The 25674-nt window shown below is 51.0% G+C and carries 27 protein-coding genes; 10 read left to right on the top strand and 17 right to left on the bottom strand.

Translation table 11 applies throughout. The annotated features are described in order from the left end of the window. Nucleotides 1-3 precede the first annotated feature (3 nt). The 7 genes from pth to lolB form a co-directional block, all read right to left on the bottom strand. On the bottom strand, nt 4-606 hold the full coding sequence (gene pth / locus ACTZWV_RS05475; protein ID WP_444785561.1) for an aminoacyl-tRNA hydrolase: 603 nt from the start codon (nt 604-606) through the stop codon (nt 4-6). Beyond that, nucleotides 606-1220 carry a 50S ribosomal protein L25/general stress protein Ctc gene (locus ACTZWV_RS05480; protein WP_305552764.1) on the bottom strand — a complete coding sequence of 205 codons (615 nt, stop codon included), beginning with the start codon at nt 1218-1220 and terminating at the stop codon, nt 606-608. The genes pth and ACTZWV_RS05480 overlap by 1 nt, the downstream gene beginning before the upstream one ends. Before the next feature lie 113 nt (nt 1221-1333). Beyond that, on the bottom strand, nt 1334-2437 hold the full coding sequence (locus ACTZWV_RS05485; RefSeq protein WP_444785562.1) for a Fic family protein: 1104 nt from the start codon (nt 2435-2437) through the stop codon (nt 1334-1336). 56 nt (nt 2438-2493) lie between these two features. Further along, nucleotides 2494-4611 (bottom strand): hypothetical protein, encoded by a 2118-nt coding sequence (locus ACTZWV_RS05490; protein ID WP_444785563.1) that lies wholly within the window; start codon nt 4609-4611, stop codon nt 2494-2496. A 251-nt stretch (nt 4612-4862) separates the two neighbouring features. Further along, on the bottom strand, nt 4863-5798 hold the full coding sequence (locus tag ACTZWV_RS05495; RefSeq protein WP_371133475.1) for a ribose-phosphate pyrophosphokinase: 936 nt from the start codon (nt 5796-5798) through the stop codon (nt 4863-4865). Nucleotides 5799-5877: 79 nt separating this feature from the next. Beyond that, entirely contained in the window at nt 5878-6723 is an 846-nt protein-coding gene (ispE, locus tag ACTZWV_RS05500; protein ID WP_444785564.1) for a 4-(cytidine 5'-diphospho)-2-C-methyl-D-erythritol kinase, read from the bottom strand. Further along, nucleotides 6720-7325 (bottom strand): lipoprotein insertase outer membrane protein LolB, encoded by a 606-nt coding sequence (gene lolB / locus ACTZWV_RS05505; RefSeq protein WP_444785645.1) that lies wholly within the window; start codon nt 7323-7325, stop codon nt 6720-6722. Before lolB ends, ispE begins: the two co-directional genes overlap by 4 nt. Nucleotides 7326-7405: 80 nt before the next feature. Here lolB and hemA point away from each other — a divergent pair, with 80 nt between their 5' ends. From hemA to kdsA, 6 genes are all read left to right on the top strand, one after another. Then, nucleotides 7406-8665 (top strand): glutamyl-tRNA reductase, encoded by a 1260-nt coding sequence (gene hemA, locus ACTZWV_RS05510; RefSeq protein WP_444785565.1) that lies wholly within the window; start codon nt 7406-7408, stop codon nt 8663-8665. Nucleotides 8666-8683: 18 nt separating this feature from the next. Then, nucleotides 8684-9775 (top strand): peptide chain release factor 1, encoded by a 1092-nt coding sequence (gene prfA, locus ACTZWV_RS05515; RefSeq protein WP_444785566.1) that lies wholly within the window; start codon nt 8684-8686, stop codon nt 9773-9775. 12 nt (nt 9776-9787) lie between these two features. Continuing rightward, complete coding sequence (gene prmC / locus ACTZWV_RS05520) at nt 9788-10618, top strand: peptide chain release factor N(5)-glutamine methyltransferase (RefSeq protein ID WP_444785567.1); 831 nt, start codon at nt 9788-9790, stop codon at nt 10616-10618. A gap of 97 nt (nt 10619-10715) precedes the next feature. Then, a complete protein-coding gene (locus ACTZWV_RS05525; RefSeq protein ID WP_444785568.1) occupies nt 10716-12275 on the top strand; it encodes a DUF3369 domain-containing protein in 1560 nt (519 codons plus the stop codon). 50 nt (nt 12276-12325) lie between these two features. Continuing rightward, complete coding sequence (locus ACTZWV_RS05530) at nt 12326-12706, top strand: SirB2 family protein (RefSeq protein WP_444785569.1); 381 nt, start codon at nt 12326-12328, stop codon at nt 12704-12706. Nucleotides 12707-12753: 47 nt separating this feature from the next. Further along, nucleotides 12754-13602: a 3-deoxy-8-phosphooctulonate synthase gene (gene kdsA, locus ACTZWV_RS05535; protein ID WP_444785570.1), complete on the top strand. Its 849-nt coding sequence runs from the start codon at nt 12754-12756 to the stop codon at nt 13600-13602. A gap of 44 nt (nt 13603-13646) precedes the next feature. Here the strand turns inward: kdsA and ACTZWV_RS05540 are convergent, their stop codons facing one another. The 4 genes from ACTZWV_RS05540 to ACTZWV_RS05555 form a co-directional block, all read right to left on the bottom strand. Further along, nucleotides 13647-13988, bottom strand: a complete 342-nt coding sequence (locus ACTZWV_RS05540; RefSeq protein WP_444785571.1) for a DUF3718 domain-containing protein — start codon at nt 13986-13988, stop codon at nt 13647-13649. Between the two features lie 147 nt (nt 13989-14135). Beyond that, a complete protein-coding gene (locus tag ACTZWV_RS05545; protein WP_444785572.1) occupies nt 14136-14879 on the bottom strand; it encodes a LytR/AlgR family response regulator transcription factor in 744 nt (247 codons plus the stop codon). After that, on the bottom strand, nt 14863-15948 hold the full coding sequence (locus ACTZWV_RS05550) for a sensor histidine kinase (protein ID WP_444785573.1): 1086 nt from the start codon (nt 15946-15948) through the stop codon (nt 14863-14865). Before ACTZWV_RS05550 ends, ACTZWV_RS05545 begins: the two co-directional genes overlap by 17 nt. Then, nucleotides 15945-16994 (bottom strand): sensor histidine kinase, encoded by a 1050-nt coding sequence (locus ACTZWV_RS05555; RefSeq protein ID WP_444785574.1) that lies wholly within the window; start codon nt 16992-16994, stop codon nt 15945-15947. Before ACTZWV_RS05555 ends, ACTZWV_RS05550 begins: the two co-directional genes overlap by 4 nt. A 36-nt stretch (nt 16995-17030) precedes the next feature. On the opposite strand from ACTZWV_RS05555, the gene ACTZWV_RS05560 reads away from it, so the two are divergent. The 3 genes from ACTZWV_RS05560 to ACTZWV_RS05570 are packed head-to-tail and all read left to right on the top strand — an operon-like array spanning nt 17031 to nt 18938. Next, the gene (locus tag ACTZWV_RS05560) at nt 17031-17162 is read left to right on the top strand and encodes a hypothetical protein (protein WP_444785575.1); all 132 of its coding nucleotides are present in this window, start codon (nt 17031-17033) and stop codon (nt 17160-17162) included. A gap of 13 nt (nt 17163-17175) precedes the next feature. Then, nucleotides 17176-18189 carry a M14 family zinc carboxypeptidase gene (locus ACTZWV_RS05565; RefSeq protein ID WP_444785576.1) on the top strand — a complete coding sequence of 338 codons (1014 nt, stop codon included), beginning with the start codon at nt 17176-17178 and terminating at the stop codon, nt 18187-18189. Further along, on the top strand, nt 18180-18938 hold the full coding sequence (locus ACTZWV_RS05570) for an alpha/beta fold hydrolase (protein ID WP_444785577.1): 759 nt from the start codon (nt 18180-18182) through the stop codon (nt 18936-18938). Before ACTZWV_RS05565 ends, ACTZWV_RS05570 begins: the two co-directional genes overlap by 10 nt. Nucleotides 18939-18963: 25 nt before the next feature. Here the strand turns inward: ACTZWV_RS05570 and ACTZWV_RS05575 are convergent, their stop codons facing one another. Both ACTZWV_RS05575 and ACTZWV_RS05580 read right to left on the bottom strand, forming a co-directional pair. Continuing rightward, entirely contained in the window at nt 18964-19176 is a 213-nt protein-coding gene (locus ACTZWV_RS05575) for an RNA-binding S4 domain-containing protein (RefSeq protein ID WP_444785578.1), read from the bottom strand. 17 nt (nt 19177-19193) lie between these two features. Next, entirely contained in the window at nt 19194-19892 is a 699-nt protein-coding gene (locus tag ACTZWV_RS05580) for a tRNA-uridine aminocarboxypropyltransferase (protein WP_444785579.1), read from the bottom strand. Between the two features lie 13 nt (nt 19893-19905). On the opposite strand from ACTZWV_RS05580, the gene ACTZWV_RS05585 reads away from it, so the two are divergent. Beyond that, nucleotides 19906-20886 (top strand): pseudouridine synthase, encoded by a 981-nt coding sequence (locus ACTZWV_RS05585; RefSeq protein WP_444785580.1) that lies wholly within the window; start codon nt 19906-19908, stop codon nt 20884-20886. On the opposite strand, the gene ACTZWV_RS05590 is transcribed toward ACTZWV_RS05585, so the two are convergent. The 4 genes from ACTZWV_RS05590 to ACTZWV_RS05605 form a co-directional block, all read right to left on the bottom strand. After that, nucleotides 20883-21335, bottom strand: a complete 453-nt coding sequence (locus ACTZWV_RS05590) for a YaiI/YqxD family protein (protein ID WP_092795743.1) — start codon at nt 21333-21335, stop codon at nt 20883-20885. The two genes, ACTZWV_RS05585 and ACTZWV_RS05590, sit on opposite strands and share 4 nt — an antisense overlap. Before the next feature lie 3 nt (nt 21336-21338). Continuing rightward, on the bottom strand, nt 21339-22187 hold the full coding sequence (locus tag ACTZWV_RS05595; RefSeq protein WP_444785581.1) for an NAD(P)H-hydrate dehydratase: 849 nt from the start codon (nt 22185-22187) through the stop codon (nt 21339-21341). A gap of 35 nt (nt 22188-22222) precedes the next feature. Then, nucleotides 22223-23974, bottom strand: coding sequence for a bifunctional isocitrate dehydrogenase kinase/phosphatase (aceK, locus tag ACTZWV_RS05600; protein ID WP_444785582.1), 1752 nt, complete (start codon nt 23972-23974; stop codon nt 22223-22225). A 116-nt stretch (nt 23975-24090) separates the two neighbouring features. Beyond that, nucleotides 24091-25521: a YfcC family protein gene (locus ACTZWV_RS05605; RefSeq protein ID WP_444785583.1), complete on the bottom strand. Its 1431-nt coding sequence runs from the start codon at nt 25519-25521 to the stop codon at nt 24091-24093. Between the last annotated feature and the right edge of the window lie 153 nt (nt 25522-25674).

Genomic DNA, 25674 nt, shown 5'->3' on the forward strand with positions numbered 1-25674 from the left:
GCTTTAGCCGGCTTTAAAACTGTGCAGGCGGTTTTGTGCTTTAACCAGACCGTCACGGGCCAGAATATCAAAACAACGCGCTGCTTCATCTATTGTTTGTTCAATCAGGTTTTGTTCACTGGCAGGGGCTTTGCCCAGCACATAACCGGTAACCTGATCTTTATGGCCCGGATGGCCGATACCTAAGCGCAGGCGATAGAAGTTCTGGTTATTACCCAGCCGGGAGATAATATCGCGCAGGCCATTATGACCGGCATGGCCACCACCGAGTTTAAATTTTGCCACACCCGGCTCCAGCGCCATTTCATCATGCGCCACCAGAATCTGCTCAGGTGTCAGCTTGTAAAACTGTGCCATAGCCAGCACGGCTTTACCGCTTAAATTCATATAAGTAGAGGGGATCAGTAACTTGAATTCTTGCCCGGCGCAGACAAACTTGCCGGTATAACCGAAAAACTTCGGCTCGTTTTTTAAGCTGACATTAAAGGCGTGGGCCAGCTGCTGAACAAACCAGACACCGGCATTGTGCCGTGTCTGGCTGTATTCCGGGCCCGGATTACCCAGGCCCACAATCAACTGAATGGCTGATTGAGTAGTGTCAGACATTACTCAGCAGTTTCAGTTTCTTCTGCATCAGCTGCTTTACCAGCTGGTTTGTTCACAGATACAACGGCTAAGTCATGGCCGGCACCTTTAGTTAACTGAACGAAAGTAACACCTTTAGGCGCTTTCAGATCAGATAAGTGCAGGGTAGTGCCTACTTCAACGTCGCTCATGTCAACTTCGATAAACTCTGGTAAGTCTTTTGGCAGACAAGAGATTTCGATTTCGTTCGCGCCATGTACTACTACGCCACCTTTCTTAACCGGTGCATCTTCGTTTAAGAAGTGGATCGGAACAATAGTGTGCAGCTCGTGGCCGGCTTCAACGCGTTGGAAGTCAACGTGCATGATTTTTGGCTTGAACGGGTGACGTTGCATAGCTTTAACGATCGCTTTAACGTCTTCTTTGCCCACTTTGATAGTCAGGATGTGAGAGTAAAACGCTTCGAAGCTTTGAGCTTTTAACAGTTTAGAATGCTCTAAAGTGATAGAAACCGGGGCTTTGCTACCACCGTAGATGATAGCTGGTACTTTGTCTTCGTGACGCAGGCGGCGGCTCGCACCTTTCCCCGCGTCAGTACGGACTTCTGCATTTAATGTAAAAATTGCATCAGACATGGTGTACTCCAAAAATTAAGGTTTCCCAAGACTCGCGACCAGTCTCAGGCTGGATGCCCTTTTCAGGGGCGCGACATATTACCACCGGGCCCGGTATTCAGCAAATAATTTACTTATTGCAGCGCGGTGCCGTTAAACAGGCGCTCATCCATAGCGAGATAGGCATCAAATACCCATTTGCACTCATAAATTATGCTGTTTATTGGTTGCCGAAGTTGATAGCGCTGCAAAGTACCAAATTCTACTAAGGTATCGAGCGCGAATTGAACTTCGGCTTCTGACAACTGAGTTAAGTTTGCAGTATGTCGGGTGGTTAAAATAGGTTGATTGATTAATAACAACAAAATGGATGTTATTGCCGGTGTTGTGGCGCGAAGCGCAAGTGATTGTAGCAGCGCTTTTTGCAACTGCTGTATCGAGCTAAGCAGCCAGGCACTGGTTTCATTACTCCAGTTTATAGCGTCAGACCAAAATGCTAATACCTGTGTCCAGTCGCCATGCAGTATCGCTGTTGGGGTTTTGTGGTATCCGCTGTGGCAATGTCCCAGTCGATATAAAAAAGGGCTGATATAACTCGCAGGGTGTTGAGTCTGCGCCGACAGCAAACTGTCGGTGAGTGCCCGATGCAAACGACCATTACCATCGGCAAAAGGATGCAGTAAAATCAACTGATTGCTGGCTGCAATAATGTGTTCAAGACCGGGAGGCTGGTGTGTACAGATAAAATTGAGCCAATCTTCCAGCATTGGCGGTAGATACTCTGCCGGAGGCGGCACAAAGTGTGCTTTATCCGGCGATGGGCCGCCAAGCCAGTTTTGCACAGTTCTGATTTGGCCTTTTTGCTTATCGTTACTGTTTAGTTGCGCCTGCAGTTGGCACAGCAGTGACAGACTTATATCGTTTTGGTTAAAGCGGGTTACTGCATCAATATATTGCCTGGTCTGTTGATGCACCATAGTTGCGAGGTAATCTTCTGACGTCAGATTTAACGAGCATAATGCCAATCTTCGCCTTGATACGGTTCGGCCTTCTTTTAAACAGACGCCACCGGCCAAATAGCGAGCAGTGAAGTCCCGAATATTAAAATGCTGGTCTATGTCAGTGGTTTTCAGTGTTGGCAACGGCGAAAGCTTACTAAGGTCTATGTTATGTAAGTATGCAGGCAATATGCATTTATACTTGGCGTTATTGAGCGGCCATGTGCGTTCAAGATACATAAAAAAATCCCTTATAAAAGAGGCAGTATCCGCTGCCTCTTTTCATTTTGACGTGGCTATAATGCGTAATTGACGTTATCGATTAGCTTAAAGCCAAACATTTGATTATTGGACTCATACCGACCACCGGAACCCCAGCCACCTTTGCCATAAACTTCAGCAGAAGAGCCCAGGCAATATTTTCCGGAACCGTTGCTGATGCTGTTGCGGACGTAATTCACCTGCCAGGCACGGTCAACCGTCACAACCAGCCCGGGGACGGACGTTGGAACATAGCTGTTACTAATGACTTTGTTGCGCGAGTAATCCGGCACGGTGTCAGCAGTAGCAAAGCACTGTTGAATCGTCGCACTTTTTTTACAGGGTCCAATAGCGCAACCACCACGGGCTAAATCCAATCGACGCTCAGCCAGTGCAAATTGCTTGAATGAAATTAACTGCGGACGCTGCATACATTGCCCTTGGTTGATGCTATCGATACAAGCCGATGCCGTGGGTAATGCACATTTGTTCCATTCACCCTGGTTAGCACAGTAGTTGATGCCGCGGTCTATCATATCTTTGGTGGCGCTGCATAAATGTTCCTGGCTCACATTGCCTTCAAAAAACTTCATACCCATGGCGGCGGCAATTCTGCCAACAACATCGAAACCGACTTTGTCGCTGTTTAACATCCAGCAGCGCTGCTCAACTTGACTGTCTAAACGACCCCATGCGGTTAAAATGTCACGATAAACCGGATAGTTAGTAAAGACACTAAAGTGGCTGCCACCCATTGACGACGGGATTGGGTAATCACGCTCGGTTGAGGCTATAGCCACCAGATCATCATTAGTGCTATCGGCGAAGTTATTCAGTACCGTCATCAGTTCGGTAATGCTATTTAACCGTAACAAATTTGACGGCGAAGATCCGCCGGTTTGTGTGCCGATAATTTCAAAGGTGTAACCCCGGTATTCTTGTTCCAGTGCTGATTTCTCACTGGAGGAAAAATTGCCATCTGCACTGTATTGATCAAGAGAGGCTTTTAGTTCAAGGGTTTTGTTCTTAATTTCACTGTAAGAACTGGATACACTTTCAACGCGAATCGTAAACAATATTTTTCTACCGGTTGTTACCGTGTCAATAAAGGTATCACCACATGCTTTACGAAATTCGAGCTTCTGACCAGAGGTCAGCAAGTTGGTGTATTGAGGGGCCATAGACAGCTCATAGGCTTGCTTGGCCTGGAACTTCTTCCGTTTATCAACGAACGATGCCACTATTACAGAGCTTTCTGTAACTTTTGATGTTTCGCTATAGAGTGATGAGCTGCCAGAGCCGCCTATAGAGAATCCACCAAAAGACAGTGAACCACCGCCGGAACGTTTCAGCTCCAGACTGGTAGCCAGAGATTCATAGCTGTCAACTTGACGAAAAGTGTACTTTTGCTCGTTAATATTTTGCACAGTATCTAACTTGCCGGCACCTGCAGTGCTCCAGCAAGTATTGCCAAACACCTCACCTTTAATAGCATCAAAGCCGTTACCCAACACAGATAGCGCTGTATCTGTCTCCGTTAACGTATGCACATCTGATGTTGCTGATAATTTATTCAGATTGGTGGGAAGTGTAAGTTGATAAGACTCCAGTGACATAGTGGTAGCGCCACCGTTGTTATAAGTTGTATTTATTGCAAAATAGCCACTTTCACTCAATGCGCTGCATCCTGCACTATTACAGGCTTTGACTTGGTACTTCGCGGTTTTGTTACTGCCGGCGTTATAATTAATCGAACGGCTGGTTCCGGAATATATTTTGCTATTTGCACCGTTTTTCAGCTGTTGGTACACCTCATACCTGAAATTGCTGCCAACGCCCTGTGATGCTGCCGCCCAGTTTAATTTTACGGTTGGCGAGCCTGCAGTCCTTGATACCACAATACGTTGTGGTTTTGCCGGTGGTGTATCTACCGGTGGCGCAACCGTGGTATCACAGCCTGTATCGTAGGGGTCACAGAATGCGGCGGGACTCCAGCCCCAACCAGATTCACTTGATGGCGCTACGGTGTTAAATTGCGCATTATCTTCATAAAATTGGGTAGTTGAGTCGGCGGGAATAATAATATCTGCATAGGCTGCTAACGGAAATCCGATACAACCAAGTAGCAATAAAATTTTATTTTTTTTAATCATGTACTTCTCCACACTGAGAGTAAAGCAACGTTATAGTGAGTTTTATTCAGGCTGCATCCGGCGCAATGAGGTACTAACGCCACATAAGCTGAATGTTGTCTTTTGCTTTAACCGGTAACTGGCTATAGCGGTAGTTAACATAACGTTTTAAATGTTTCAGTTGTGTGATTAAAAAGATATAAAAACAAGATATTTGATGATAAATAAAAAAAGCACCGTTCAAAGTGCTTTTTTATTTGTTGCAGAATTAATTAATCAAACATTGAAGAAATAGACTCTTCGTTGCTGATACGGCGGATACATTCAGCCAGCATTTCGCTTAAGGTTAACTGGCGAACTTTCGCTACCGCTTTCATTTCGGCACTTAGCGGAATAGTGTCGGTGATAATCAGCTCATCGATCACTGAATTGGCGATATTTTCTGCCGCGCCACCGGAGAATACCGGGTGGGTAGCGTAAGCAAATACGCGCTTGGCACCTTGCTCTTTTAACGCTTCAGCGGCTTTACATAAGGTGCCGCCGGTGTCGATCATGTCATCAACAATAATACAGTCGCGATCTTTCACATCACCGATAATATGCATTACCTGGGCAACGTTGGCTTTTGGCCGGCGTTTGTCGATAATGGCTAAATCGGCGTCGTTCAGCAATTTGGCAATAGCACGGGCCCGCACCACACCACCAATATCCGGTGATACTACTACCGGCGAGGTAAAGCCTTTTTTGCGCATATCGTCCAGCAGCACCGGGCTTGCGAACACGTTATCTACCGGGACATCGAAGAAACCCTGAATTTGCTCGGCGTGCAAATCTACCGTTAATACACGGTCTACGCCGACGCTGGATAAAAAGTCGGCGACTACTTTGGCGGTAATAGGCACCCTTGCAGAACGTACGCGGCGATCCTGACGGGCATAACCAAAGTACGGCATTACTGCGGTAATACGGCCGGCTGAGGCACGACGCAGGGCGTCGACCATGACAATCAGTTCCATCAGGTTATCGTTAGTCGGAGCGCAGGTAGATTGGATGATAAACACATCAGAACCACGCACATTTTCATTGATTTGGACACTAACTTCCCCATCACTGAAACGGCCGACTTCGGCATCTCCAAGTTTAATATACAGACGGCTGGCGATTTTACTTGCGAGTTCTGGTATGGCGTTACCAGCGAAAACCTTCATGTCAGGCACGGTAGGATCCTCAGGGCGGTGGTGAGTCCGGTTTATCAATTAACAGCGGCAACAACACCGCTGCGGTTACTTATTCGGTATCTGCCAACGCAGCCCACACAGGCGACTGGTTGACCCCTTTGGCAATAAAACCACGCCAGGACGGCGGTAATTGCGCAAGAGCATGCTGAGCACTGGTCTGGTCCGGGAATGCGGCGAACACACTGGCGCCAGTACCCGTCATTTGACACGGCGCGTATTCTACCAACCACTGTAAGGTTATTGCAACAATAGGGTAGAGCCGCTCTACCAAAGGCTGGCAGTCATTGTGCCATGATGCTGTTAACACCTGGTCAGAAGCTATTGTTGGGGTATTACGAATTAAATCAGGGTGTTGGAATATTTCTGCCGTGCTGATATGACAATCTGGTGTAACCACCAGGTAAACTTTCTCCGGCATTGGCAGCGGTAATAATTTTTCCCCGACGCCTTCGGCAAAGGCGGTGTAACCACGGACAAACAGCGGAACATCGGCGCCCAGTTTCAGCCCCAACTCTGCCAAGGTATCAACCGATAAGCCCAGCTGCCATAACCTGTTTAACCCCAGCAGGGTAGTGGCGGCATCGGATGAACCACCGCCTAACCCGCCACCCATCGGCAGGCGTTTCTGCAGATAAATGTCGCAGCCCCGGCTGCAGTGGCTGTATTGCTGCAACAAGCGCGCCGCGCGTAAGACTAAGTTTTGCTCGTTTACCAGCTGCGCGTTATTGCAATCAAGCCTGATGTCACTGTCACGGCGCAGGTCAAAGGTCAGTTCATCGCCGACATCCAGTAATTGAAACAATGTTTGCAGGTTGTGGTAGCCATCATCACGGCGCCCGGTAATATGCAAAAATAAATTCAGTTTGGCCACTGCCGGCAGAGTAAGGCTTTTCATTGCCAGCTCCGGACCACAATTTTAATTTGGCTGTCATCGCTTTGCAGCAACAGCCGTTTGGGTAACGCCAGGCTGTCGGTAAAAAAGCTCTGATATTGCAATTGCCACACTATGCCGGTGCTGTCAGTTAAACTAAAGCCGGTAACACGGCCCTGTGCATCGCGCACTATATTGCGCCCCTTGCTGCCGGGTAAACCGCGTAACCACAGCGGCATATCCTGCAGCGGCATCGACCAACCGGATAGCTGCAACAGTAAAGTACTGGTATCTGCTGCGCGGTAGGTTTCGCCTTTGAGCAGGATTTCGCTGCCATATTCGCTTTGGCTCAGCTCAAATAAGCTGATACCGAGAAAATTACTTAATCTGGCCTGATAATGCGCCGCATCCTGCTGCTGCCAGCGCAAATTAGCGCTGATAGACTCCTGCGGCGTTTTAATGCCTACGCTGGCTTGCAGTGAAAACTGCTGCAGGGCTTGTATTTGCTGCTCGCGCTCGTTATTGCTAAGCGGTGCTTCTGTAAGCGCCGGGCGTTGAAACAGGCTGCAACCACTGAGTAACAGGCTAAAAATAACCATCAACCAGGCACACTTAAACCGATACATCACACTAAAGTCCTTCACTGTGCTTTCTTAGCTTTTATTAAGTTGGGGCTTTTTGTACAATTCGCCCCCTGACAATTCTGATGATACAGGTGACAGCCATTTTCGCACTCGGCATTAATCATAAAACGGCACCGGTTGCCCTGCGCGAACAAGTTGCTTTTGCGCCTGAGCAGTTGCCTGAAGCCTTGCGCGAGCTGACTACCTTAACCAGTATTTCCGATGCAGTCATTTTATCTACCTGTAACCGCACTGAATTGTATTTTAACGGCAGCGCCAGCCAAGCGGAACAGGTAATTGCCTGGTTAGCACAATTTCATGCCGTGGATGGCCAGGAGTTACAGCCACATTTGTATCTGCACCAGGATAACGCCGCAACCGAACACCTGATGCAGGTGGCGGCGGGGCTGGATTCTTTAGTGTTGGGCGAGCCGCAAATATTCGGCCAGGTAAAGCAAGCTTATAACCAGGCCCGCAGTGCCGGCACTGTTAACCCGCAGTTTGAGCGTTTATTCCAAAAAACCTTTGCCGTGGCCAAACAGGTACGTACGGAAACCGATATTGGTGCCAATGCAGTATCGGTGGCCTTTGCCGCAGTGAGCCTGGCCAAACAGATTTTCGGCAACCTGGCCAAGGTGCGGGTATTGCTGATTGGTGCCGGCGAAACCATTGAACTGGTAGCAAAGCATTTGCAAGAGCAGGGCGCCGGGCAGCTAACGGTGGCTAACCGCACTTATGAGCGTGCCGTGCACTTAGCGGAGCAATTCTCCGCCTCGGCCATTACCCTGGCCCAGGTGCCGGTTATGCTGGCCGACGCTGATATTGTCATCAGTTCTACCGCCAGCACCTTGCCCATTGTCGGTAAAGGCATGGTAGAGCAAGCGCTGAAACAGCGTAAACATAAGCCGATGTTTCTGGTCGATTTAGCCGTGCCGCGCGATATAGAGCAGCAAGTGGCTGAACTGGAGGATGCTTATCTGTATACGGTAGACGATTTACAGTCGATAGTGGCGCAAAACCTGAACAACCGCCAGCAGGCTGCCGAACAGGCAAAACAGATGATAGCGCTGGGCGCAGCTGAGTTTGCTCAGTGGCTAACGCTGCAGGGCAGTGTCGACTGGCTGCGCGATTACCGCCAACGCTGTGAGCAGGTACGCAGCGAATTATTAGCTAAGGCAGCCAATCAATTGGCTGCCGGCCAGGATGCCGAAAAAGTGCTGGCAGAATTTTCCACTAAACTGAGTAACCGGCTGATGCACAGCCCAACCAAAGCCATTCGCCAGTTAGTGCAAGATGACGAACTGAATAAACAAACCTTGATCAACACTTTGTTAGATCTGTAATCAGGCATATAAAACACCATGAAAGAATCGGTATACCGCAAGCTGGAAGGCCTGGCTGAGCGTTACGAAGAAGTGCAGGCGCTGTTAAGCGACGCCTCAGTGATCAGCGATCAAACTAAATTCCGCGAGCTGTCAAAAGAGTACAGTCAGCTGGAAGATATCAGCAAAGCCTTTGCTGATTATCAGCAGGCGCAGCAGGATTTAGCCTCGGCTGAAGAGATGCAAAAAGACAGCGATGCGGATATGCGCGAAATGGCGCAGGAAGAATACAAAGTTGCTAAAGAACGCATTGAGCAGTTGGATCAGGAGCTGCAAATTTTATTGCTGCCCAAAGATCCAAACGATAATAACAGCTGCTTTATTGAAATTCGTGCCGGTGCCGGCGGTGATGAAGCGGCTATTTTTGCCGGTGACGTATTTCGTATGTACAGCCGTTTTGCCGAAAAACGCCGCTGGAAACTCGAAGTGATCAGCGCCAGCGACGGTGAGCACGGCGGCTACAAAGAAATTATTGCCGGCGTACAAGGCGAGGGCGCCTACGGTACGCTGAAATTTGAATCCGGCGGCCACCGCGTGCAGCGTGTACCGGCCACGGAATCACAAGGCCGGGTGCATACCTCAGCCTGTACCGTCGCCATTATGCCGGAAGTGCCGGAAAGCGAAGCAATAGAAATAAACCCGGCCGATTTAAAAGTGGATACCTACCGCGCCTCCGGTGCCGGTGGCCAGCACGTTAACCGTACCGACTCAGCCATTCGTATTACCCACTTACCTACCGGCATAGTGGTGGAGTGTCAGGATGAACGTTCGCAGCATAAAAACCGCGCCCGCGCCATGAGCGTGCTGCAATCGCGTATTCAGGCAGCAGAAGATGAAAAGCGCCGGCTGGTGGAGGAGTCTACCCGCCGCTCGTTAGTGGGCAGTGGCGATCGTTCTGAGCGCATCCGCACCTACAATTTCCCGCAGGGCCGCTTAACCGATCACCGTATCAACCTCACCATATACCGCTTAAACGAGGTAATGGAAGGCGATTTAGACCAGGTATTAGAGCCGCTGAAACACGAGCACCAGGCCGACTTGTTAGCCGCGCTGGCCGACGAGAACCGCTAAGTGTCCGCTGCCGTGACACTGATACAGTGGCTGAAGCTCAGCCAGCAACAGCTGGCGGCGGTCAGCCCTACGGCGGATATTGAAGCCAGGTTGTGCCTGTGTCGTGTGCTGAATGTCAGCAACAGCTATATCTATAGCTACCCCGAACGGTTGCTTAGTGAAGCAGAACTGGCTGCGTTAAATGCGCTGCTGGCACAGCGCTTACAGGGCCGGCCGCTGGCGTACTTGTTTGGCCATTGGCACTTTTTTGATTTACAGCTTGAGGTGGCCCCCAGCACCTTGATCCCGCGACCGGATACCGAATTGCTGGTAGAGCATGCACTGGCCCTGCCGTTACCGCCCCGGGCTAAAGTGTTGGATTTAGGCACCGGCACCGGCGCTATAGCATTGGCGCTGGCGCATAATAAGCCGCAGTGGCAGCTTACCGCAGTGGATTATATTACTGAGGCAGTGCAACTGGCCGAACGGAACCGGCGGCGGCTGCATATCCACAATTGCACTGTACTGCACAGCAATTGGTTTAGTGCTCTGGGCGCACAGCGCTATGATTTAATTGTCAGTAACCCGCCCTATATTGATCCGGCCGATACGCACTTAGCCAACCTGCGCTATGAACCCATTACGGCACTGACCTCAGAGCAACAAGGCCTGGCCGACATTACGCATATAGTGCAGCAGGCGCCACAGTATCTGCATGACGCCGGCTGGTTGTATCTGGAGCATGGCTATGATCAGGCTGATGCGGTGCAGCAGTTGCTGCAACAGGCTGGTTTTACTCAGGTTGAATCAAAACGCGACTATGGCAATAACTGGCGTATCAGCGGTGGTTGCCTCGCTGACTGATTTTGGCTTTTAACGGCTTTTTCTTTGACCGCGTTAACGATACAGCATATAACTTATCCATACTTTTCTAACCAGAATCAGTGCTAAGGAAAAGCGGATGAGTGATGATTTTTTATTTGCAGAAGAACCGGAGCATGTCGAAACGATATCGCATGGCAGTTGGAAGATTTTAATTGTCGATGATGAGCCGGAAGTACATGCCGTTACCAAGCTGGCGCTCAGTGATTTTACTTTTCAGGGCAAAAATCTGAGTTTTTTCAGTGCTTATTCCGGCGCAGAAGCAAAAGCACTGATTGAACAACATCCCGATGCCGCCATTATGTTGCTGGACGTGGTAATGGAAACCGATGACGCCGGCTTGCTGGTAGCCAGCTATATTCGTGAACAACTACATAATGAGCATGTGCGCATTATTTTGCGCACCGGCCAACCGGGCCAGGCACCGGAGCGCCAGGTGATCATTAACTACGATATTAATGATTACAAATCGAAAACCGAACTGACCGCGCAAAAACTGTTTACCGTTATTATGTCCAGCCTGCGCTCGTACCGCGATATCTTATCATTGGAGCAAAGCCGTAAGGGGCTGGAAAAGATTATCAATGCTTCGGCCGATTTATTCTCTTCGCATTCAATGGAGCAGTTTATTGATGGCGTATTGCAGCAGCTGACCTCTATCTTAGGCTGCAATGAAGACGCCTTGCTGGTCAGCTCGTCTATGGTAGCCGGTAATATCAGTGGCGAAGTGTCAGATCCGCATAAACTGGTGGTATTTGCCGGCCAGGGCGAGTTTGAAAGCAAAGAGGGTAAACCGGTGCAGGAGGTGTTAGCGCCCGAACTCATGGATGCTTTTGAGGTGGCGCTGAAGTCACGTGGCATAGTGTATCGGGATAACTATTTAGTGGCGTACTGCACCAGCAAATTTACCCATGGCTCATTATTGTATATCTCCGGCTTGCCGGGCGTGATTACAGAAAACCAAAAAAAGCTGATTGAGCTGTTCTCGCAAAACGTACAAATAGCCTATGAAAATGTGCAACTGCAGCATGAAATTGAAGACACCCAGCGCGAAATTGTTTATCGCTTAAGCGAAGCGGTAGAACACCGCTCGATAGAAACCGGTAATCATGTGAAGCGGGTGGCTTTTATTTGTTATGACCTGGCCAAAGCCTATGGTTTGCCGGAAGAAGAAGCTGAACGCCTGATGTTTGCCGCGCCCTTGCACGATGTCGGCAAAGTAGGTATTCCGGACGGTATTTTAAATAAACCGACCAGGTTACAGGCGCAGGAATGGGAGGTGATGAAAACCCATACCAGTATCGGCTATGAGATACTGAAAGACTCTAAACGCAGCATTATTCAGGCCGGTGCGGTAATAGCACAAGACCATCACGAAAAATGGGATGGCACTGGCTACCCAAGCGGTAAAAAAGGTGAAGACATTCATATCTACGGCCGTATTGCCGCATTGGCCGATGTATACGACGCACTGCGTCACCGCCGTTGTTATAAATCAGCCTGGCCACTGGAGCAGGTGATGGCCAACATTGAGTCGGAGTCCGGTAAACAGTTTGAACCCAGATTGGTAGAAATATTTAAAAGTCGGGTCGACAAACTGGAGGCAATACTGCAAAAATACCCCGACAGCGAACAATAATCAAAGCCAGCTTATGCTGGCTGTTTTTTTAATCAGTAAGGATTAATTTTATGTATATGGCTTATAAGCATTTTCACCTGTTAATGGTGGTGTTAAGTGTCAGTTTTTTATTAGTGCGCTACGCCATGAGCTTAAAGCCGGCAGCAATACTACAACGCAAATTTTTTAAAATCGCACCGCATGTTATTGATACGCTGCTGTTGGTCAGTGCGGTGTTGCTGATGATGACATTGCAGCAGTATCCTTTTGTCCACGCCTGGCTGACAGAAAAACTGCTGGCGGTACTGGCCTATATAGCACTGGGCGTAATGGCGTTTAAAGGCCGTACGGCTGCCATTCGCTGGATTTGCTTTTTAGGCGCGCTGGGTTGGTTGGGCCTGGTGCTGCGGGTGGCAATAACCAAACAACCGGTGTTTTTGACCGCTTTTTGATTTGATTATGGCCGGCCTTGCGGCCGGCAACTTACTACGGAAAAATTATGACTGCGCAAATTATTCAGGTTGGTAACACACAAGTGGCTAACCATTTACCCTTCGTGCTGTTTGGCGGCATGAACGTACTGGAATCGCGTGATTTAGCCATGCGCATTGCCGAGCACTATGTGGAAGTTACCACTAAGCTGGGTATTCCTTATGTGTTTAAAGCCTCATTTGACAAGGCTAACCGCTCGTCGGTGCATTCTTACCGTGGCCCCGGCATGGAAGAAGGCTTAAGAATTTTTGAAGAAATTAAACGTACCTTTAAGGTACCGTTGATTACCGACGTGCACGAAACGCATCAGGCGGCGCCGGTAGCCGAAGTAGTTGACGTGATCCAACTGCCGGCCTTTTTAGCGCGGCAAACCGATTTAGTGGTTGCGATGGCAAAAACCGGTGCAGTAATAAACGTGAAGAAACCGCAGTTTTTAGCACCGCATGAAATGCGCCATATCATCACTAAGTTTAAAGAAGCCGGTAATGAACAGGTGATCCTGTGTGAGCGCGGCAGCTGTTTTGGTTACAACAACCTGGTGGTAGACATGCTGGGCATGGACGAAATGAAAAACTACGGCCCGGTTATTTTTGATGCCACCCATGCATTACAAAAACCCGGTGGCCGTGAAAGCTCGGCCGATGGTCGTCGTGCTCAGGCGGCGCAGTTGGCCCGCTCCGGTATGGCACTGGGTTTAGCCGGTTTGTTTATTGAAGCCCACCCCGAGCCTAATCTGGCCAAATGCGATGGCCCCTGTGCCTTACCATTAGCCAAGTTGGAAGATTATTTACAGCAAATGAAAGCGGTAGATGATTTAGTCAAAAGCTTTGCGCCGCTGGATACCGCCGCGAATTAAGCACAACGGCGGGACAGCAATGTGCTGCTGTCCCGTTTGCCTGGTTAATTAGCTGCCGGTGCAGCAACGTCCTGAATCGTCACGCGGCCTTTCATACGGTCTGCATAAGGCTGCAGCATAGCGGCAACTTTAACTGCCTGGTTGGCGCGGGCAAAGTCCATTAACTGCTGACCGTTACATACCACTTTTTCTACCGCGGCTTGTTTACTGATGCGATAAGCTTTTAGCGTGTTATGTAAGCCTAACCGATCATCATCTGCAGTTTCGCTGCACACCTGCACTAAAGCCTGATGTATATAGCTGCCTTTGACATAGTCATTGGCGGCTACCGGTGCTGCTACGCCGGCACTTGCTACAGATATTACCAATAAAAGTGCTGTTTTCATTGTGCTGTCCTCTGTTGTTTAACATATGGCGTTTGCCATAGCCCTATTTTGGCAATAGCGGCGCAAGGTTGCCGCTACGTTGGGGTAAGAGGTGGCGCCGTTGTTATCAAGTGATAAGCCGGCGCATGGCAGGGATAAGCGGTGAGATTAATGTTGTGGCAGCGCGCTGAGTTGGCCGGCCCAGTTCAGTTTGTAGCGGCGTGAGGCATTCACTTTTTTGCCGTTGCTAAGCTGAAATTCGTAATCATTATTATGCGGTTGCAGCTTGTGCACATGGTGCAGATTCAGCAAGGTAGAGCGGTGCACCTGAACAAACTGTTTTGGCAGGCGTTGCAGCAGTTCTTTCATGGTTTCCCGTATTATCAGGGTGTCGTTTAAAGTATGAATACACATATAGTTGCCGGCGGCTTCAATCAGCATGATGTCAATATCGTCCAGCAGCAGGGTAGAGGCACCGGTTTTAAACGTCAGCTTGTTAACCGGTGCCGGCGCTACCTGCTGCGGTAATTTATCCAGCGCCGTACGGGCATCCAGCAGCGATTGTGCCAGGCGCTGGCGTGACACCGGCTTTAGCAGATAATCAAAAGCGAAATGTTCAAACGCTGAAAAAGCAAATTGCTCATAAGCAGTCACCAGAATAAATAACGGCCTGGTCATGGCTGAGCCTTTAGCGGCTTGCTGCAAAATGTCGATACCTTTGATGCCCGGCATCTGAATATCCAGAAATACCAGGTCGATATCCGGTGTGGTTTGTAAAAACTGTAAGGTGTCATCGCCGTTATCAAAGCAGTTGATAATCTCCAGATTAGAATATAACGCCAGCTTGGCTTTTAAGTTACTGATAGCCAAAGGTTCGTCATCAGCAATAATGACTTTAAGTGCGGCTGTCATCCAGCGCCTCCGTTGCTATGCGCAGTCGGCCGTAAAAGCCGCTGGCGCTGTGGCTGAGATTTAACGCGGCAGCATTGCCAAACAACAGCTGTAGCCGCTCAGAGAGATTAATTAAGTTTAGCGGTTGCTGCGCATCGGGCCAGCCGGCGCCCGCATCGGCACCTTGCTGCGCCAGGGTAATTTGCAAATAGCCATCTTGCAACTGCAGGCTGATCTGCAGACAGATGTTACCTGCTATTTCCGCCACGCTGTATTGAATGGCATTTTCGGCCAGTGGCTGCAATAACAGCGGCGGAAAACGCAGAGCGGGTAGCTGCGGCGGCAGTTGCCAGCACAGTTGCAGCCGTTCACCAAAACGCACCTGCTGTATTGCCATATAAGCCGACAGGGCGTCCAGCTCCTGCTGCAGCGGAATAAACTCATCCTGTTGGTTTTTCAGTGAATGGCGCAGGTAAGTAGATAAATGTTGGATCAGCTGCTCCGCGGCCTGGCCGCTGCGCTGCACTATTAACGCATTCAGTGCGTTTAGCGTATTAAACATAAAGTGCGGGTTAAGCTGATAACGCAGTACTTTTAATCTGGCCTGTCGTGCCTGCTTTGCCAACTGCTGCTGTTGCAGCACTCCGGCGTAATGCAGCTGATTAGTTTTAATCAGCATAAACACCGCCAGCCAACCGGCCAGCGGCAGCAATACCAGCGGGAACGCCAGAAAATACTTCAGTGGCGAGGCGGAGTCGTGCGCCATATCGCTGGCGTATTGCATGACCAAATATTGCCGCAGCAGCACCAGCACCAACCACAGCGGCAGCAGCGCCAGTAACAAACGCTTAAGCTGCTGCAGTAATGGCCGCTGCTGCAGTAATTCGTGCCGGCCCAGTAAGCCGGTGAGCAGAATATTGATCAATGTCAGCAGGCTATAGATGCACAAATATGGCCAGACGGCTTCGTTCTGCAACGGTACCAGCACGGCAAGGTGGGTGTATTTTAGCAGCAGATAGCTTAACCAATACAGCAGATGCCAGTACCAAAAATTAACCAGCCGGTGCTGCTGCGTGCCGGCTGATATCATGCTGTTTGCCACGGTAAGCTGATATCCACTTTAAAGCCCTGTGGGCTGGCACCGATATCCAGCCTGGCGCTGTCGCCAAAGTGTTGTAGTAAGCGATTGCGGATATTATCCAGGCCAACCCCGGCGCCGCTGCAGTCGGCTGATACTTGTGAGCCCGGGCCATCGTCGCTGATACTCAGATGCAGGCTGTTGTGCTCGCGCGTACCGCCAATGGTAATAGTGGCACCCTGCTTGCGGGTAGCAACCGCGTACTTAATGGCATTCTCTACCAACGGCTGCAGTAACAGCGCCGGAATACGCTGGCGTTTCAGTGAATCGTCGATCTGCCAGTTAACCTTTAATTTGTCGCCAAAGCGGGTTTTCTGCAGCTGCAGATAGGCATTAATCGCCGCCAATTCATCGGCCAACTGCACCAGGCTGTCGGGTGATTTACTCAGCGAATAACGCAAAAAGGTTGCCAATTGCTCAGACATGGTTTCAGCGTCGTCATAGCGCTGCGCCTCCAGCAGCGCACAAACAGAATTCAGCGCATTAAAGGTGAAATGCGGGTTGAGCTGATGGCTTAACGCCTGCAGCTCCAGCTGCTGAATTTTTTGGCTTAACTCATTGGTTTGCGCCAGGCGCTGCAATTGCTGCTGGTATAGCAGCACAGTAAGGTAGCAGGCGGTCCAGACGAAAAACGCCAGTACAGAGGTATCCAGATTACCGATCAGCTTGCGGATATCGACAATCTCTCTGTTCCACAACAGCATCCACAGCGCATTCTCTGCCGGAATATACAGCGCCGCGACCAGCACCACGCCGCACAGTAATTGCCAGTTACTGAAAGCCTGCTGTACCAGACGCTGATAGGTCCACACTACCAACGCTGCCGTTAATAACATCGCTACCAGATCGCTGGCCAGCATCATCGGCAGATAGCTCCAGTCGTACGGCTTGTTATACAAAGCCGCAACATGCAAAGAGCTGAGCAGGCCCAGCATTAAAATAGCTAACCAGTAGTACAGGTTAAAGCGCAGTAATTTTCCCAGACTGAAAAACGGCATATCCGGCCCCACCGGTTAAACTGACCCTGAGTATAAATGACGCAGCTGCTTTTGCCGACAGCGCAGGATAACCGGATGAAAATTCGGGGTAAAGCCGGCGCTAATCTTCATAAAACTGCCATTTTTGTCTGTCGCGGCCGGGTTATGCTGTCACACAAGGTTCACTAACGGAGTCGCACTGTTGTTGCCAGATAGCGATACCCTGCTGCCGGAACTGGCACAGTTGCAACAGATAATCGACCAGGCGCCGCCGCAATTGCAGGTGGAACAATTGGCCACAGTGCCGCATATGACACAGCAGTTGCCGGTTTATGCCTTAGCGCTGGGTAATCGCAGTGCTGCTGCGCCGGCACTGCTGCTGGTTGGCGGTGTGCACGGCCTTGAGCGTATCGGCACCCAAGTGGTACTGGCTTATCTGCAAACACTGTTGCAACGTTTGCCGTGGGACCTGTGCCTGCAGCACACGCTGCAACAATGCTGTATTTACTTTATTCCGCTGGTTAATCCGGCCGGCATGGCCAATGGTTGGCGCGCCAATGGCAACAGCGTGGATTTAATGCGTAATGCGCCGGTAGAATGCGTTGAGGGCGCAGCCTGGCTGGTTGGCGGGCAACGTATCAGCCGCGCTATTCCATGGCACCGCGGCCGCAGCGACAAAATGGAAACCGAAAGCCGTGCCGTCGCAGATTTTGTCCGGCGCGAGTTATTTGCGCGGCCATTTTCGCTGGTGCTGGATTGCCATTCCGGCTTTGGCACTACTGATCGGTTGTGGTTTCCCTACGCCAAAAGCCGGCGCCAACCGATAGCCCACCTGGCTGAGATGTACCGGCTACGGCAATTGCTGGCACACACTTATCCGCACCAGAACTATATTTTTGAGCCACAATCGCAGCATTATCTGTGCCACGGCGATTTATGGGATTACCTGTACGACTGTGCATTGGCGCATAACAGCACCATGTTGCCGCTGACGCTGGAAATGGGTTCATGGAACTGGGTGCGGAAAAACCCGTTTCAGCTGTTATCCAGCCTGGGTATGTTTCATCCGGTAAAGCCGCATCGCGTTAAACGCGTGCTGCGCAGCCATCTTATTCTGATTAACTTTTTAATTAACGCCACTATGTCTTATCAAAATTGGTTGCCGTTAGCCAGCAAAGACCAACTGCATACAGAGGCGATGCGTCTGTGGTACTAGCGGCGGATATTCCGGTATTGCTGCTCCGCGGCCTTACCCGCGAGCAGCGGCATTGGGGCGGCTTCAGGCCTTTGCTGGCGCACGCCCTGGCCAACCCGGTGCTGAGCTTTGATTTTGCCGGCAGCGGCGAGCTGTATCAGCAACGCTCACCCTGCAGCATCAGCGCGTTGCGCCAGTCGGTACGCGCGCAGTTACAACAGGCAGCTGAGTTTAACGGCAAGGTGCATTTAGTGGCAATATCGCTCGGCGCCATGCTGGCTGCTGACTGGGCGGCGCAGTATCCGGCAGAGGTTGCCTCTGTTAGCTTGATTAACAGCAGTGCCAGGCCGCTGTCGCCGTTTTATCAGCGTTTACGCTGGCAGAATTACCCGCAATTGCTGCGCAGTGTGGTTGTCAATGCAGCAAAGCGCGAGCAGCTTATTCTACAGCTAACCAGCGCAACGCCGGCACAGCATACCGCTGTAGTCGCTAACTGGCAGTTATGGCAGCAGCAAAGGCCGGTAAGTAAATTAAATGCCCTGCGCCAATTGTGGGCGGCCAGCCGCTTTGTGGTACCACCGCCCCCGCAGTGCCCAACCTTACTGTTTAGCAGCCTGGGTGATAGCCTGGTAAGCCCGCAATGTTCGCTTGATTTAGCCCGCTATTGGCAGGCGGCGCATATTCAGCACCCCTGGGCCGGGCACGATTTAGCGCTGGATGACCCCGGCTGGCTTAGCGCACAGCTGGCGGCTTTTCTCGCTAAGGTATAGCGTAGTTATAAGCGATGATTGGCCGTTAAAGTACGCGCATTTGCAGCTTTTCGCTGCCAAGTTCAATAATATCGCCGGCGTTTATTTGCCGCCGTCTGCGCGTTTCAACCTCGCCGTTTACTTTAACCAAACCGGCATCTATGGCAGCTTTCGCTTCACCACCACTGCTGATCAAGCCTTCAAACTTCAGAATTTTATACAGTTCAACCGCGGGTTTACTCAGTATTACATCACGCATGTCAGATCCTTGGCAGACTACTCTGCTGATTCAGTAAAATTAAGGTGGGGTTTGCCGACAATGTAAGCGCGGCGAAATACGTCAAAGTAGCATGCCAGGGCGTGCGCTGCTGCGCTGTCGTTTGCCAGTTGCAGCACGGCAATGGCTACCTCGGCAGTACACAGCTGGTGCAGATGCGCCGCTTCGCGCAGCTGATAACTTGAGCCCTGCTGTGGCTGAATACCCAGCACCGGCAAGTTAGCTAAATAGGGGCTTTTAAACATCTTCTTCGCTTCGCGCCAGGTGCCGTCCAGCATAATAAACAGCGGTATTTTGCCGTTTTGCACGGCGCTGAGCTCAAGCGGGCTGTTGATACAACGCTCAGCTTCAGCGTATTGCTGCGGAAATACCACTACAGGTGCATAACGCGCATCGGCCAGCAGTGCCAGCATAGCTGCATCGGGTTTTGTTCTGTCCCAGATAAAGGCGTGGTTGTCGGCGATAACATCGGCAATAATGCGGCCGGTATTGCTCGGTTTGTAACATTCGCCGGTGTACATAATAAAACAAAAGGCGCTGTTACTGCTGACGCCGGGTTTACTGGCGCAGATGCAGTCGCTGGCCGGCAGCAGGCACTGCTCACAGCGTTTAACTTTGCTGCCACGGGCGTTAAACACCCTTGTGGCTTTTGCCAGCTCCTGCGCACGGAGCCTGAGGACAGAATTAATATGCGACATGCTGGATCTGCTGATGGCTGCTTGGTTAAGGGCGGCTATTGTAGCTGCTTTTATGCTACACTGCGCGCTGATTTTTCTGCCGGAATCTACCGTGTCGATAGCCCGCCAAGCCTCTGAAATTACCCTGCCTGCTGTCAATAACGGCTGGCATACTGTATTGCAGTTTCTTTGCAGCCAGTTTCCGTTTATCAGCGAGGCCATCTGGCGTCAGCGTATTGCTGCAGGCAAAGTGCATTGGTTTAACGGCGCAGTTATTAGTGCAGATACGCCTTTTATGCCAAGCAAACGGCTGTGTTATTACCGCGAAGTAACGGCTGAGCCGGCTATCCCGTTTGCCCATCAAATTCTGTACCGGGACCAGCATATACTGGTGGCCGATAAGCCGCATTTTTTGCCGGTAACGCCGGGCGGTGACTATGTTAATGAGTGCTTACTGGCGCGCTTACAGCGCGACACCGGCTTAAGCGACATTGCACCGCTGCACCGGCTGGATCGCGATACCGCCGGCCTGGTACTGTTTTCTGTTAATGCCCACAGCCGGCCGGCTTATTACCGGCTGTTTAGTGAGGGCACTATCCATAAGCAATATCAGGCGCTGGCGCGGTTGACACCGCAGGCTGCCATAGCGGAGTTACCGCAGCACTGGCATATTGCAAACCGGATTGAGAAAAGCACACCGCGCTTTATTAATGCCATAGTGGCCGGTGAGGTAAATGCAGTATCAGATATCAGTCTGGTGGCCAAAAGTGGCGAGTTCGGGTTGTTTGAGTTAACCCCGCACAGCGGTAAAACCCATCAGCTACGCTTGCATATGCTCAGTTTGGCGATGCCTATTTTGTATGATACTTATTACCCTGAACTGAAGCCGAAGCAGGCGCCGCAGTTTGATCAGCCGCTGCAATTGCTGGCAAAACAGTTAAGTTTTACTGATCCGCTAACGCAAGAACAGCAGCAATTCAGCAGTAAACAGCAGCTGTCGGCCTGGCCGGGTTAAGCTTTCGCATGCTGCTGTAACAGCTTATCCAGCTGATTAGCAAAGGCCTGGCGATCGCTTTGGTTTAGCGGTGGCGGGCCGCCGGTATGCACACCGCTGCCACGCAGGGTGTCCATAAAATCACGCATCGTCAGCTTTTGTTTAATGGTGTCGTTGCTGTATAGCTCACCGCGCGGGTTCAGTGCATGGCCGCCTTTGGCCAGCACGTCGGCTGCCAGCGGAATATCGGCGGTGATCACCAAATCGCCGGCTTCGCAGCGGCGTACTATTTCGTTGTCGGCTTCATCAAAGCCGCTGGATACCGTAATAGCCGAGATAAACTTTGAAGGCGGTACGCGGATTGGTTGATTCGCCACCAGCAGTGTGGCTATCTGTTTGCGCTCAGCGGCGCGAAAAATAATGTCTTTGATCACCACCGGGCAGGCGTCGGCGTCGACGTAAATTTTCATCTGTCAGGATTTTCCGTTTAGCAGTGGTTGCAGGTGCGGCAGTATAGCAGTTGCCAGCAGGCCGCGCTCGCCCCGCATGGCTGTCAGCTGGTCTGCCGCAGTACCATGCAGATAACCCCCCAATGCTGCTGCATCAAAACCGGTTAAACCCTGTGCCAGCAGCGCGGCAATAATGCCGGACAATACATCGCCCATACCACCGCTGGCCATGCCGGGATTACCGCAGTCAAGCCTGGCCAGCTGCTGCCGCGGCCCGGCGATCAGGCTGGCATGGCCTTTTAGCAATACAGTGCCGCCAAAGCGTTGCTGCAGTTGTTGCACAGCCGCGACTCTGTCGTGTTGAATATCAGCGCTGCTGCAACCGAGCAAACGTGCGGCTTCCCCCGGGTGTGGCGTCAGCAGCCAGCTATCGCGTTTTAAGCGCTGTTGTTCAGCCGCAGGTATTGCCGCCAGATAATTCAGCGCATCGGCGTCGAGTAACAGCGGTTTATCAGATGCCAATGCCTGAGCCAGTAAAGCGGTACCCCAGCTGCACAGGCCAAGACCCGGCCCCGCCAGCAGCACGGTGGCCCGCGTTATCATGTCATTAATGTGTTGGTGGCTCACCATCACTTCCGGCTGACGGCACAGCATAGCGTTGACATGCTCTGGCCGGGTGAACAAGCTGACTAAACCTGCCCCGCAGTGCACTGCGCTTTGCGCCGCCATTATTGCCGCGCCGCCATAGCCGTGGTCGCCACCAATCACCAGCACATGGCCAAAGTCGCCTTTATGCGCCTGTGGTGACCTGGCGGGCAATAAGCGGTTTAGCCAATGGGCTGTAACCGGCGAAATAGTGGTTGGGCTCATCATTAACTGTCCTGTGTAGCGAAGTTATAGTGATAAAGCTAGTGCGGTTCGCTGCTGCTGTCATCCTGATAAGCATGGTAAAAGCGCATGCTGTCGGGGTAGGGGAAAATATCTTCTACCACGCCATTGCGGATATTTTGCTGCTTCTGCCGCCAATAAGCGGCATCAAGCAGTTCAGGATGTTTGCTAAACAGCAGCTCGCGGATCTGCGGCTGCGGTGTAACAAAGGTGGCCATTTGCTCGGGGAATACATCACCCGGTGCGGCGCATACTGTGCCTTCAGCAAACAGGGCGTCTTCGTAGTTATCGGTTTTAGGAAAGCTTCTGAAATTAACATCCAGCATATATTGCACTTCGTCGTAGTCGTAAAACACCACGCGTTTGTGCCGTGTTACGCCAAAGTTTTTCAGCAGCATGTCGCCCGGGAAAATATTGGCGGCCAGCATCTGCTTAATCGCCTGGCCGTAGTCGTCCATAATATGCGCTTTTTCCTCCAACGAGGCGGTTTCCAGGTAGATATTCAGCGGGATCATCCGCCGTTCAATATACAGGTGTTTAATCACCACCAGCTCATCTTCAAAGCTAAGTGAGTCGCCGATAACCTGCTGTAATTCTTCGAGTAATTCAGCCGAAAAGCGCTTTTTCGGCAAGGCGACATAAGAGTATTCCAGCGTATCGGCCATGCGGCCAACGCGGTCATGTTTTTTTACCAGCAGGTAGCGCGCTTTTACCGTGTCGCGGCCAAATTCTTTGCTGGGGGCAAACTTGTCGCGGATCACTTTAAACACATAAGGAAACGATGGCAGGGTAAACACCATCATCACCATGCCGCGAATACCCGGCGCGGCAACAAACTGATCATTGCTGTTGTCCAGGTGACTTAACAGCTCGCGGTAAAATTCGGTTTTGCCCTGTTTGTGTAAGCCAATACTGGCATACAGCTCAGCCAGGGTTTTATGCGGCAGCAGCTCGCGTAAGAAATGCACCAATGCCGATGGCACCTGGGTAGCCACCATAAAATAAGCGCGTGAAAAGCCGAAAATAATCGTCATCTGCTTGGCATCTGTTACCAGGGTATCGATATATAAACCGGCCCCTTCGCGGTGCAATAGCGGAATAATAAACGGCTGCTGGCCATCCGGCGTGACTGCGCGGCCAACTATATAAGCGGCTTTATTGCGGTAAAACACTGCTCTTAAGATATCAAAGCGAATTTGGTACACCGGATGACGGCCATGGCTGGACTGCGCCATAAAGCTTTTTACAATCAGGCGGATATCACGGTCCAGATTAATAAAGGGCGTAATAAAACCAAAGCCGGAGACAATATTGCGGATAGTTTGCTTTAAGCCATCCTGGGCCGGAAAGTAGCTGTCGTATACCGACGCCACCGGTGCCGGTAAGTGCTGCTTGCTTAGCGTCGACTCAACAAAAATATTCTTATTATGAAAATACTTACGCTCAAATAATTGGCAAAACACCGAGTTATAAAAGGTTTCTGCCAGCTCTGCCTGAGGATGAAACGCCAGAAATTCCATATAGTGCTGCTTTACCTGCTGCCACAGTGTTTCGTTTAAGCACTGTGCCGGTAACTCAGTGGCCAGATGGGCAATGGCTTCGGTAACGCGCTGATCATAAAACGAAATGCGGTCTGAGCTGTCCTGCTGAAAAGCGCGCCAGTCGGCCAGCTCAAAACGCTGTTTGGCTTTGGCGGTAATGGCCTGAAATAAGCTGAAGTGGCGGCGAAAGCCTTTTAAGATTATTTCAGCAATTTGTTTCGCCTGACTCATATCGCGGCCTGCGGTTAAGGTTCTGGTTGTTGCCTGATTAGCGTACTCTAATCAGGAAACCATTGAATTACCAGTAAGCATGCCGGTAACGCTGTTACCGACATGCTATACACGGCTTATTCCGACTGGCTCAGGCTTGCGCCTGCGGCGGCTTGGGGCTGTACGCTGTCGCCGTAGTCGAATACTACCGCCAGCACTAAGACGACCGAAGCCGCCAGCATTAGCTTTAACAGCAGTGGCGCACAAAAGCGAAACCAATGGCCGTAAGGAATACCGGCAATACCGATAATGCCCATTAATACCGCATTGGTGGGGATAATCATATTGGAGAAGCCATCACCAAACTGATACGCCAGTACCGCAACCTGGCGCGGGATCTCCAGCAAGTCGCTCAGCGGCACCATTAACGGCATAGTGACATAGGCCTGGCCGCTGCCGGAGGGAATAAAGAAATTCAGCAGGGTTTGAATAACCAGCATACCCACAGCCGCCGCTTCAGCACCAACATAAGACAACGGCAGCGACATACCATGCACCAGCGAGTGCAAAATCTGGCCATCTTCCATAATCAGTGAAATGCCGCGCGCCACGCCAATCAGCATCGCTGTGGTAGTCAGCTCCATGGCGCCGTCAATAAACTTTTGCGCCGCAGTGTCGGCAGAAATACGGCCAACCACTGCAGTAAACAGGCCCCATGCAACAAAGCAGGCACTTAGTTCATACAGGTACCAGCCATGCACCCGGATACCATAGGCTACCACGGCGATGGTGCCGATAAAGCTGGCTAAAATCAGTTTATGGTTTAGCGCCAACTGCGGGTAAGTGCTGGTTTTTTTATCACCCAGCGGGCAGGGTAGATCGGCTACCATTGAGTTAGCCGGATTGGCCAGCACCTTTTTGGCGTAGCTCCAGACATGGTGAAAACCAATCAGTACAAAGGGAATAAAAATCGCCAGTCGCAGTTCCATGCCGGACAGTACCGGCACTTCAGCAATTTGCTGGGCAATAATCACCGTAAAAGGGTTAATAGCCGATACGCCATAACCAATGCCGTAACCGGCGACTGTCATGCCCACAGCTGTCATCGCATCCAGCCGCATGGCTTTACACAGCGCAACTAAAATCAGCACAAAGGGAATATATTCACCGGCGGTGCCGATAGCGCTGGACGCCATGGCAAAACAGAACACCACCATAAAGATCAGCATATGTGGCTTTTCGCCAAACCGCGTCAGCAGGCGGCCGATCAGCGCATCCACAGTACCGGTGGCGCGGGCGATAGACAGCACACCACCGAGAATCATCACAAAGAAAATCACATCCTGGGCACTGGCAAAGGCGCGTGGTATGGCCGTTAGCAGCTGCCACGGGCTTAAGTATTGGCGCTGTTCTACCAAAGCAAAGGTGCCGGGCACCACTGCAGAGCGGCCGTTGGCCAGGGTTTGGGTTTCAAAAAAGCCTTGCGGTACTATCCAGGTGGCGATCATCGCCAGTACCATCATGCCAAACAACAAAGTAAGGGTGTGTGGCACTTTAAATCTTGCCATGGTTTATGCTCCCTGTAAGTCTCACTTAGTCTGAAAACGACGCGTTTTGCGCGATATTATTCTGTTTAAAAACCGGGGGAGTCTACCCTAACAGGGGCGGCATCACAAACCCGGCGCTGGCCTGAGTATGCTAAGTACATCAGCGGCGGCCCG

Origin of the sequence: Rheinheimera sp. NSM, assembly GCF_052380015.1 — a bacterium.
GTDB lineage: Bacteria > Pseudomonadota > Gammaproteobacteria > Enterobacterales > Alteromonadaceae > Alishewanella.

What these genes read in the sequence shown, in the direction of transcription:
- pth (WP_444785561.1), bottom strand. Translation starts at nt 606, where the DNA reads ATGTCTGACACTACTCAATCAGCCATTCAGTTGATTGTGGGCCTGGGT.
- ACTZWV_RS05480 (WP_305552764.1), bottom strand. Translation starts at nt 1,220, where the DNA reads ATGTCTGATGCAATTTTTACATTAAATGCAGAAGTCCGTACTGACGCG.
- ACTZWV_RS05485 (WP_444785562.1), bottom strand. Translation starts at nt 2,437, where the DNA reads ATGTATCTTGAACGCACATGGCCGCTCAATAACGCCAAGTATAAATGC.
- ACTZWV_RS05490 (WP_444785563.1), bottom strand. Translation starts at nt 4,611, where the DNA reads ATGATTAAAAAAAATAAAATTTTATTGCTACTTGGTTGTATCGGATTT.
- ACTZWV_RS05495 (WP_371133475.1), bottom strand. Translation starts at nt 5,798, where the DNA reads ATGAAGGTTTTCGCTGGTAACGCCATACCAGAACTCGCAAGTAAAATC.
- ispE (WP_444785564.1), bottom strand. Translation starts at nt 6,723, where the DNA reads ATGAAAAGCCTTACTCTGCCGGCAGTGGCCAAACTGAATTTATTTTTG.
- lolB (WP_444785645.1), bottom strand. Translation starts at nt 7,325, where the DNA reads ATGTATCGGTTTAAGTGTGCCTGGTTGATGGTTATTTTTAGCCTGTTA.
- hemA (WP_444785565.1), top strand. Translation starts at nt 7,406, where the DNA reads ATGATACAGGTGACAGCCATTTTCGCACTCGGCATTAATCATAAAACG.
- prfA (WP_444785566.1), top strand. Translation starts at nt 8,684, where the DNA reads ATGAAAGAATCGGTATACCGCAAGCTGGAAGGCCTGGCTGAGCGTTAC.
- ACTZWV_RS05525 (WP_444785568.1), top strand. Translation starts at nt 10,716, where the DNA reads ATGAGTGATGATTTTTTATTTGCAGAAGAACCGGAGCATGTCGAAACG.
- ACTZWV_RS05530 (WP_444785569.1), top strand. Translation starts at nt 12,326, where the DNA reads ATGTATATGGCTTATAAGCATTTTCACCTGTTAATGGTGGTGTTAAGT.
- kdsA (WP_444785570.1), top strand. Translation starts at nt 12,754, where the DNA reads ATGACTGCGCAAATTATTCAGGTTGGTAACACACAAGTGGCTAACCAT.
- ACTZWV_RS05540 (WP_444785571.1), bottom strand. Translation starts at nt 13,988, where the DNA reads ATGAAAACAGCACTTTTATTGGTAATATCTGTAGCAAGTGCCGGCGTA.
- ACTZWV_RS05545 (WP_444785572.1), bottom strand. Translation starts at nt 14,879, where the DNA reads ATGACAGCCGCACTTAAAGTCATTATTGCTGATGACGAACCTTTGGCT.
- ACTZWV_RS05550 (WP_444785573.1), bottom strand. Translation starts at nt 15,948, where the DNA reads ATGATATCAGCCGGCACGCAGCAGCACCGGCTGGTTAATTTTTGGTAC.
- ACTZWV_RS05555 (WP_444785574.1), bottom strand. Translation starts at nt 16,994, where the DNA reads ATGCCGTTTTTCAGTCTGGGAAAATTACTGCGCTTTAACCTGTACTAC.
- ACTZWV_RS05560 (WP_444785575.1), top strand. Translation starts at nt 17,031, where the DNA reads ATGACGCAGCTGCTTTTGCCGACAGCGCAGGATAACCGGATGAAAATT.
- ACTZWV_RS05575 (WP_444785578.1), bottom strand. Translation starts at nt 19,176, where the DNA reads ATGCGTGATGTAATACTGAGTAAACCCGCGGTTGAACTGTATAAAATT.
- ACTZWV_RS05580 (WP_444785579.1), bottom strand. Translation starts at nt 19,892, where the DNA reads ATGTCGCATATTAATTCTGTCCTCAGGCTCCGTGCGCAGGAGCTGGCA.
- ACTZWV_RS05585 (WP_444785580.1), top strand. Translation starts at nt 19,906, where the DNA reads ATGGCTGCTTGGTTAAGGGCGGCTATTGTAGCTGCTTTTATGCTACAC.
- ACTZWV_RS05590 (WP_092795743.1), bottom strand. Translation starts at nt 21,335, where the DNA reads ATGAAAATTTACGTCGACGCCGACGCCTGCCCGGTGGTGATCAAAGAC.
- ACTZWV_RS05595 (WP_444785581.1), bottom strand. Translation starts at nt 22,187, where the DNA reads ATGATGAGCCCAACCACTATTTCGCCGGTTACAGCCCATTGGCTAAAC.
- aceK (WP_444785582.1), bottom strand. Translation starts at nt 23,974, where the DNA reads ATGAGTCAGGCGAAACAAATTGCTGAAATAATCTTAAAAGGCTTTCGC.
- ACTZWV_RS05605 (WP_444785583.1), bottom strand. Translation starts at nt 25,521, where the DNA reads ATGGCAAGATTTAAAGTGCCACACACCCTTACTTTGTTGTTTGGCATG.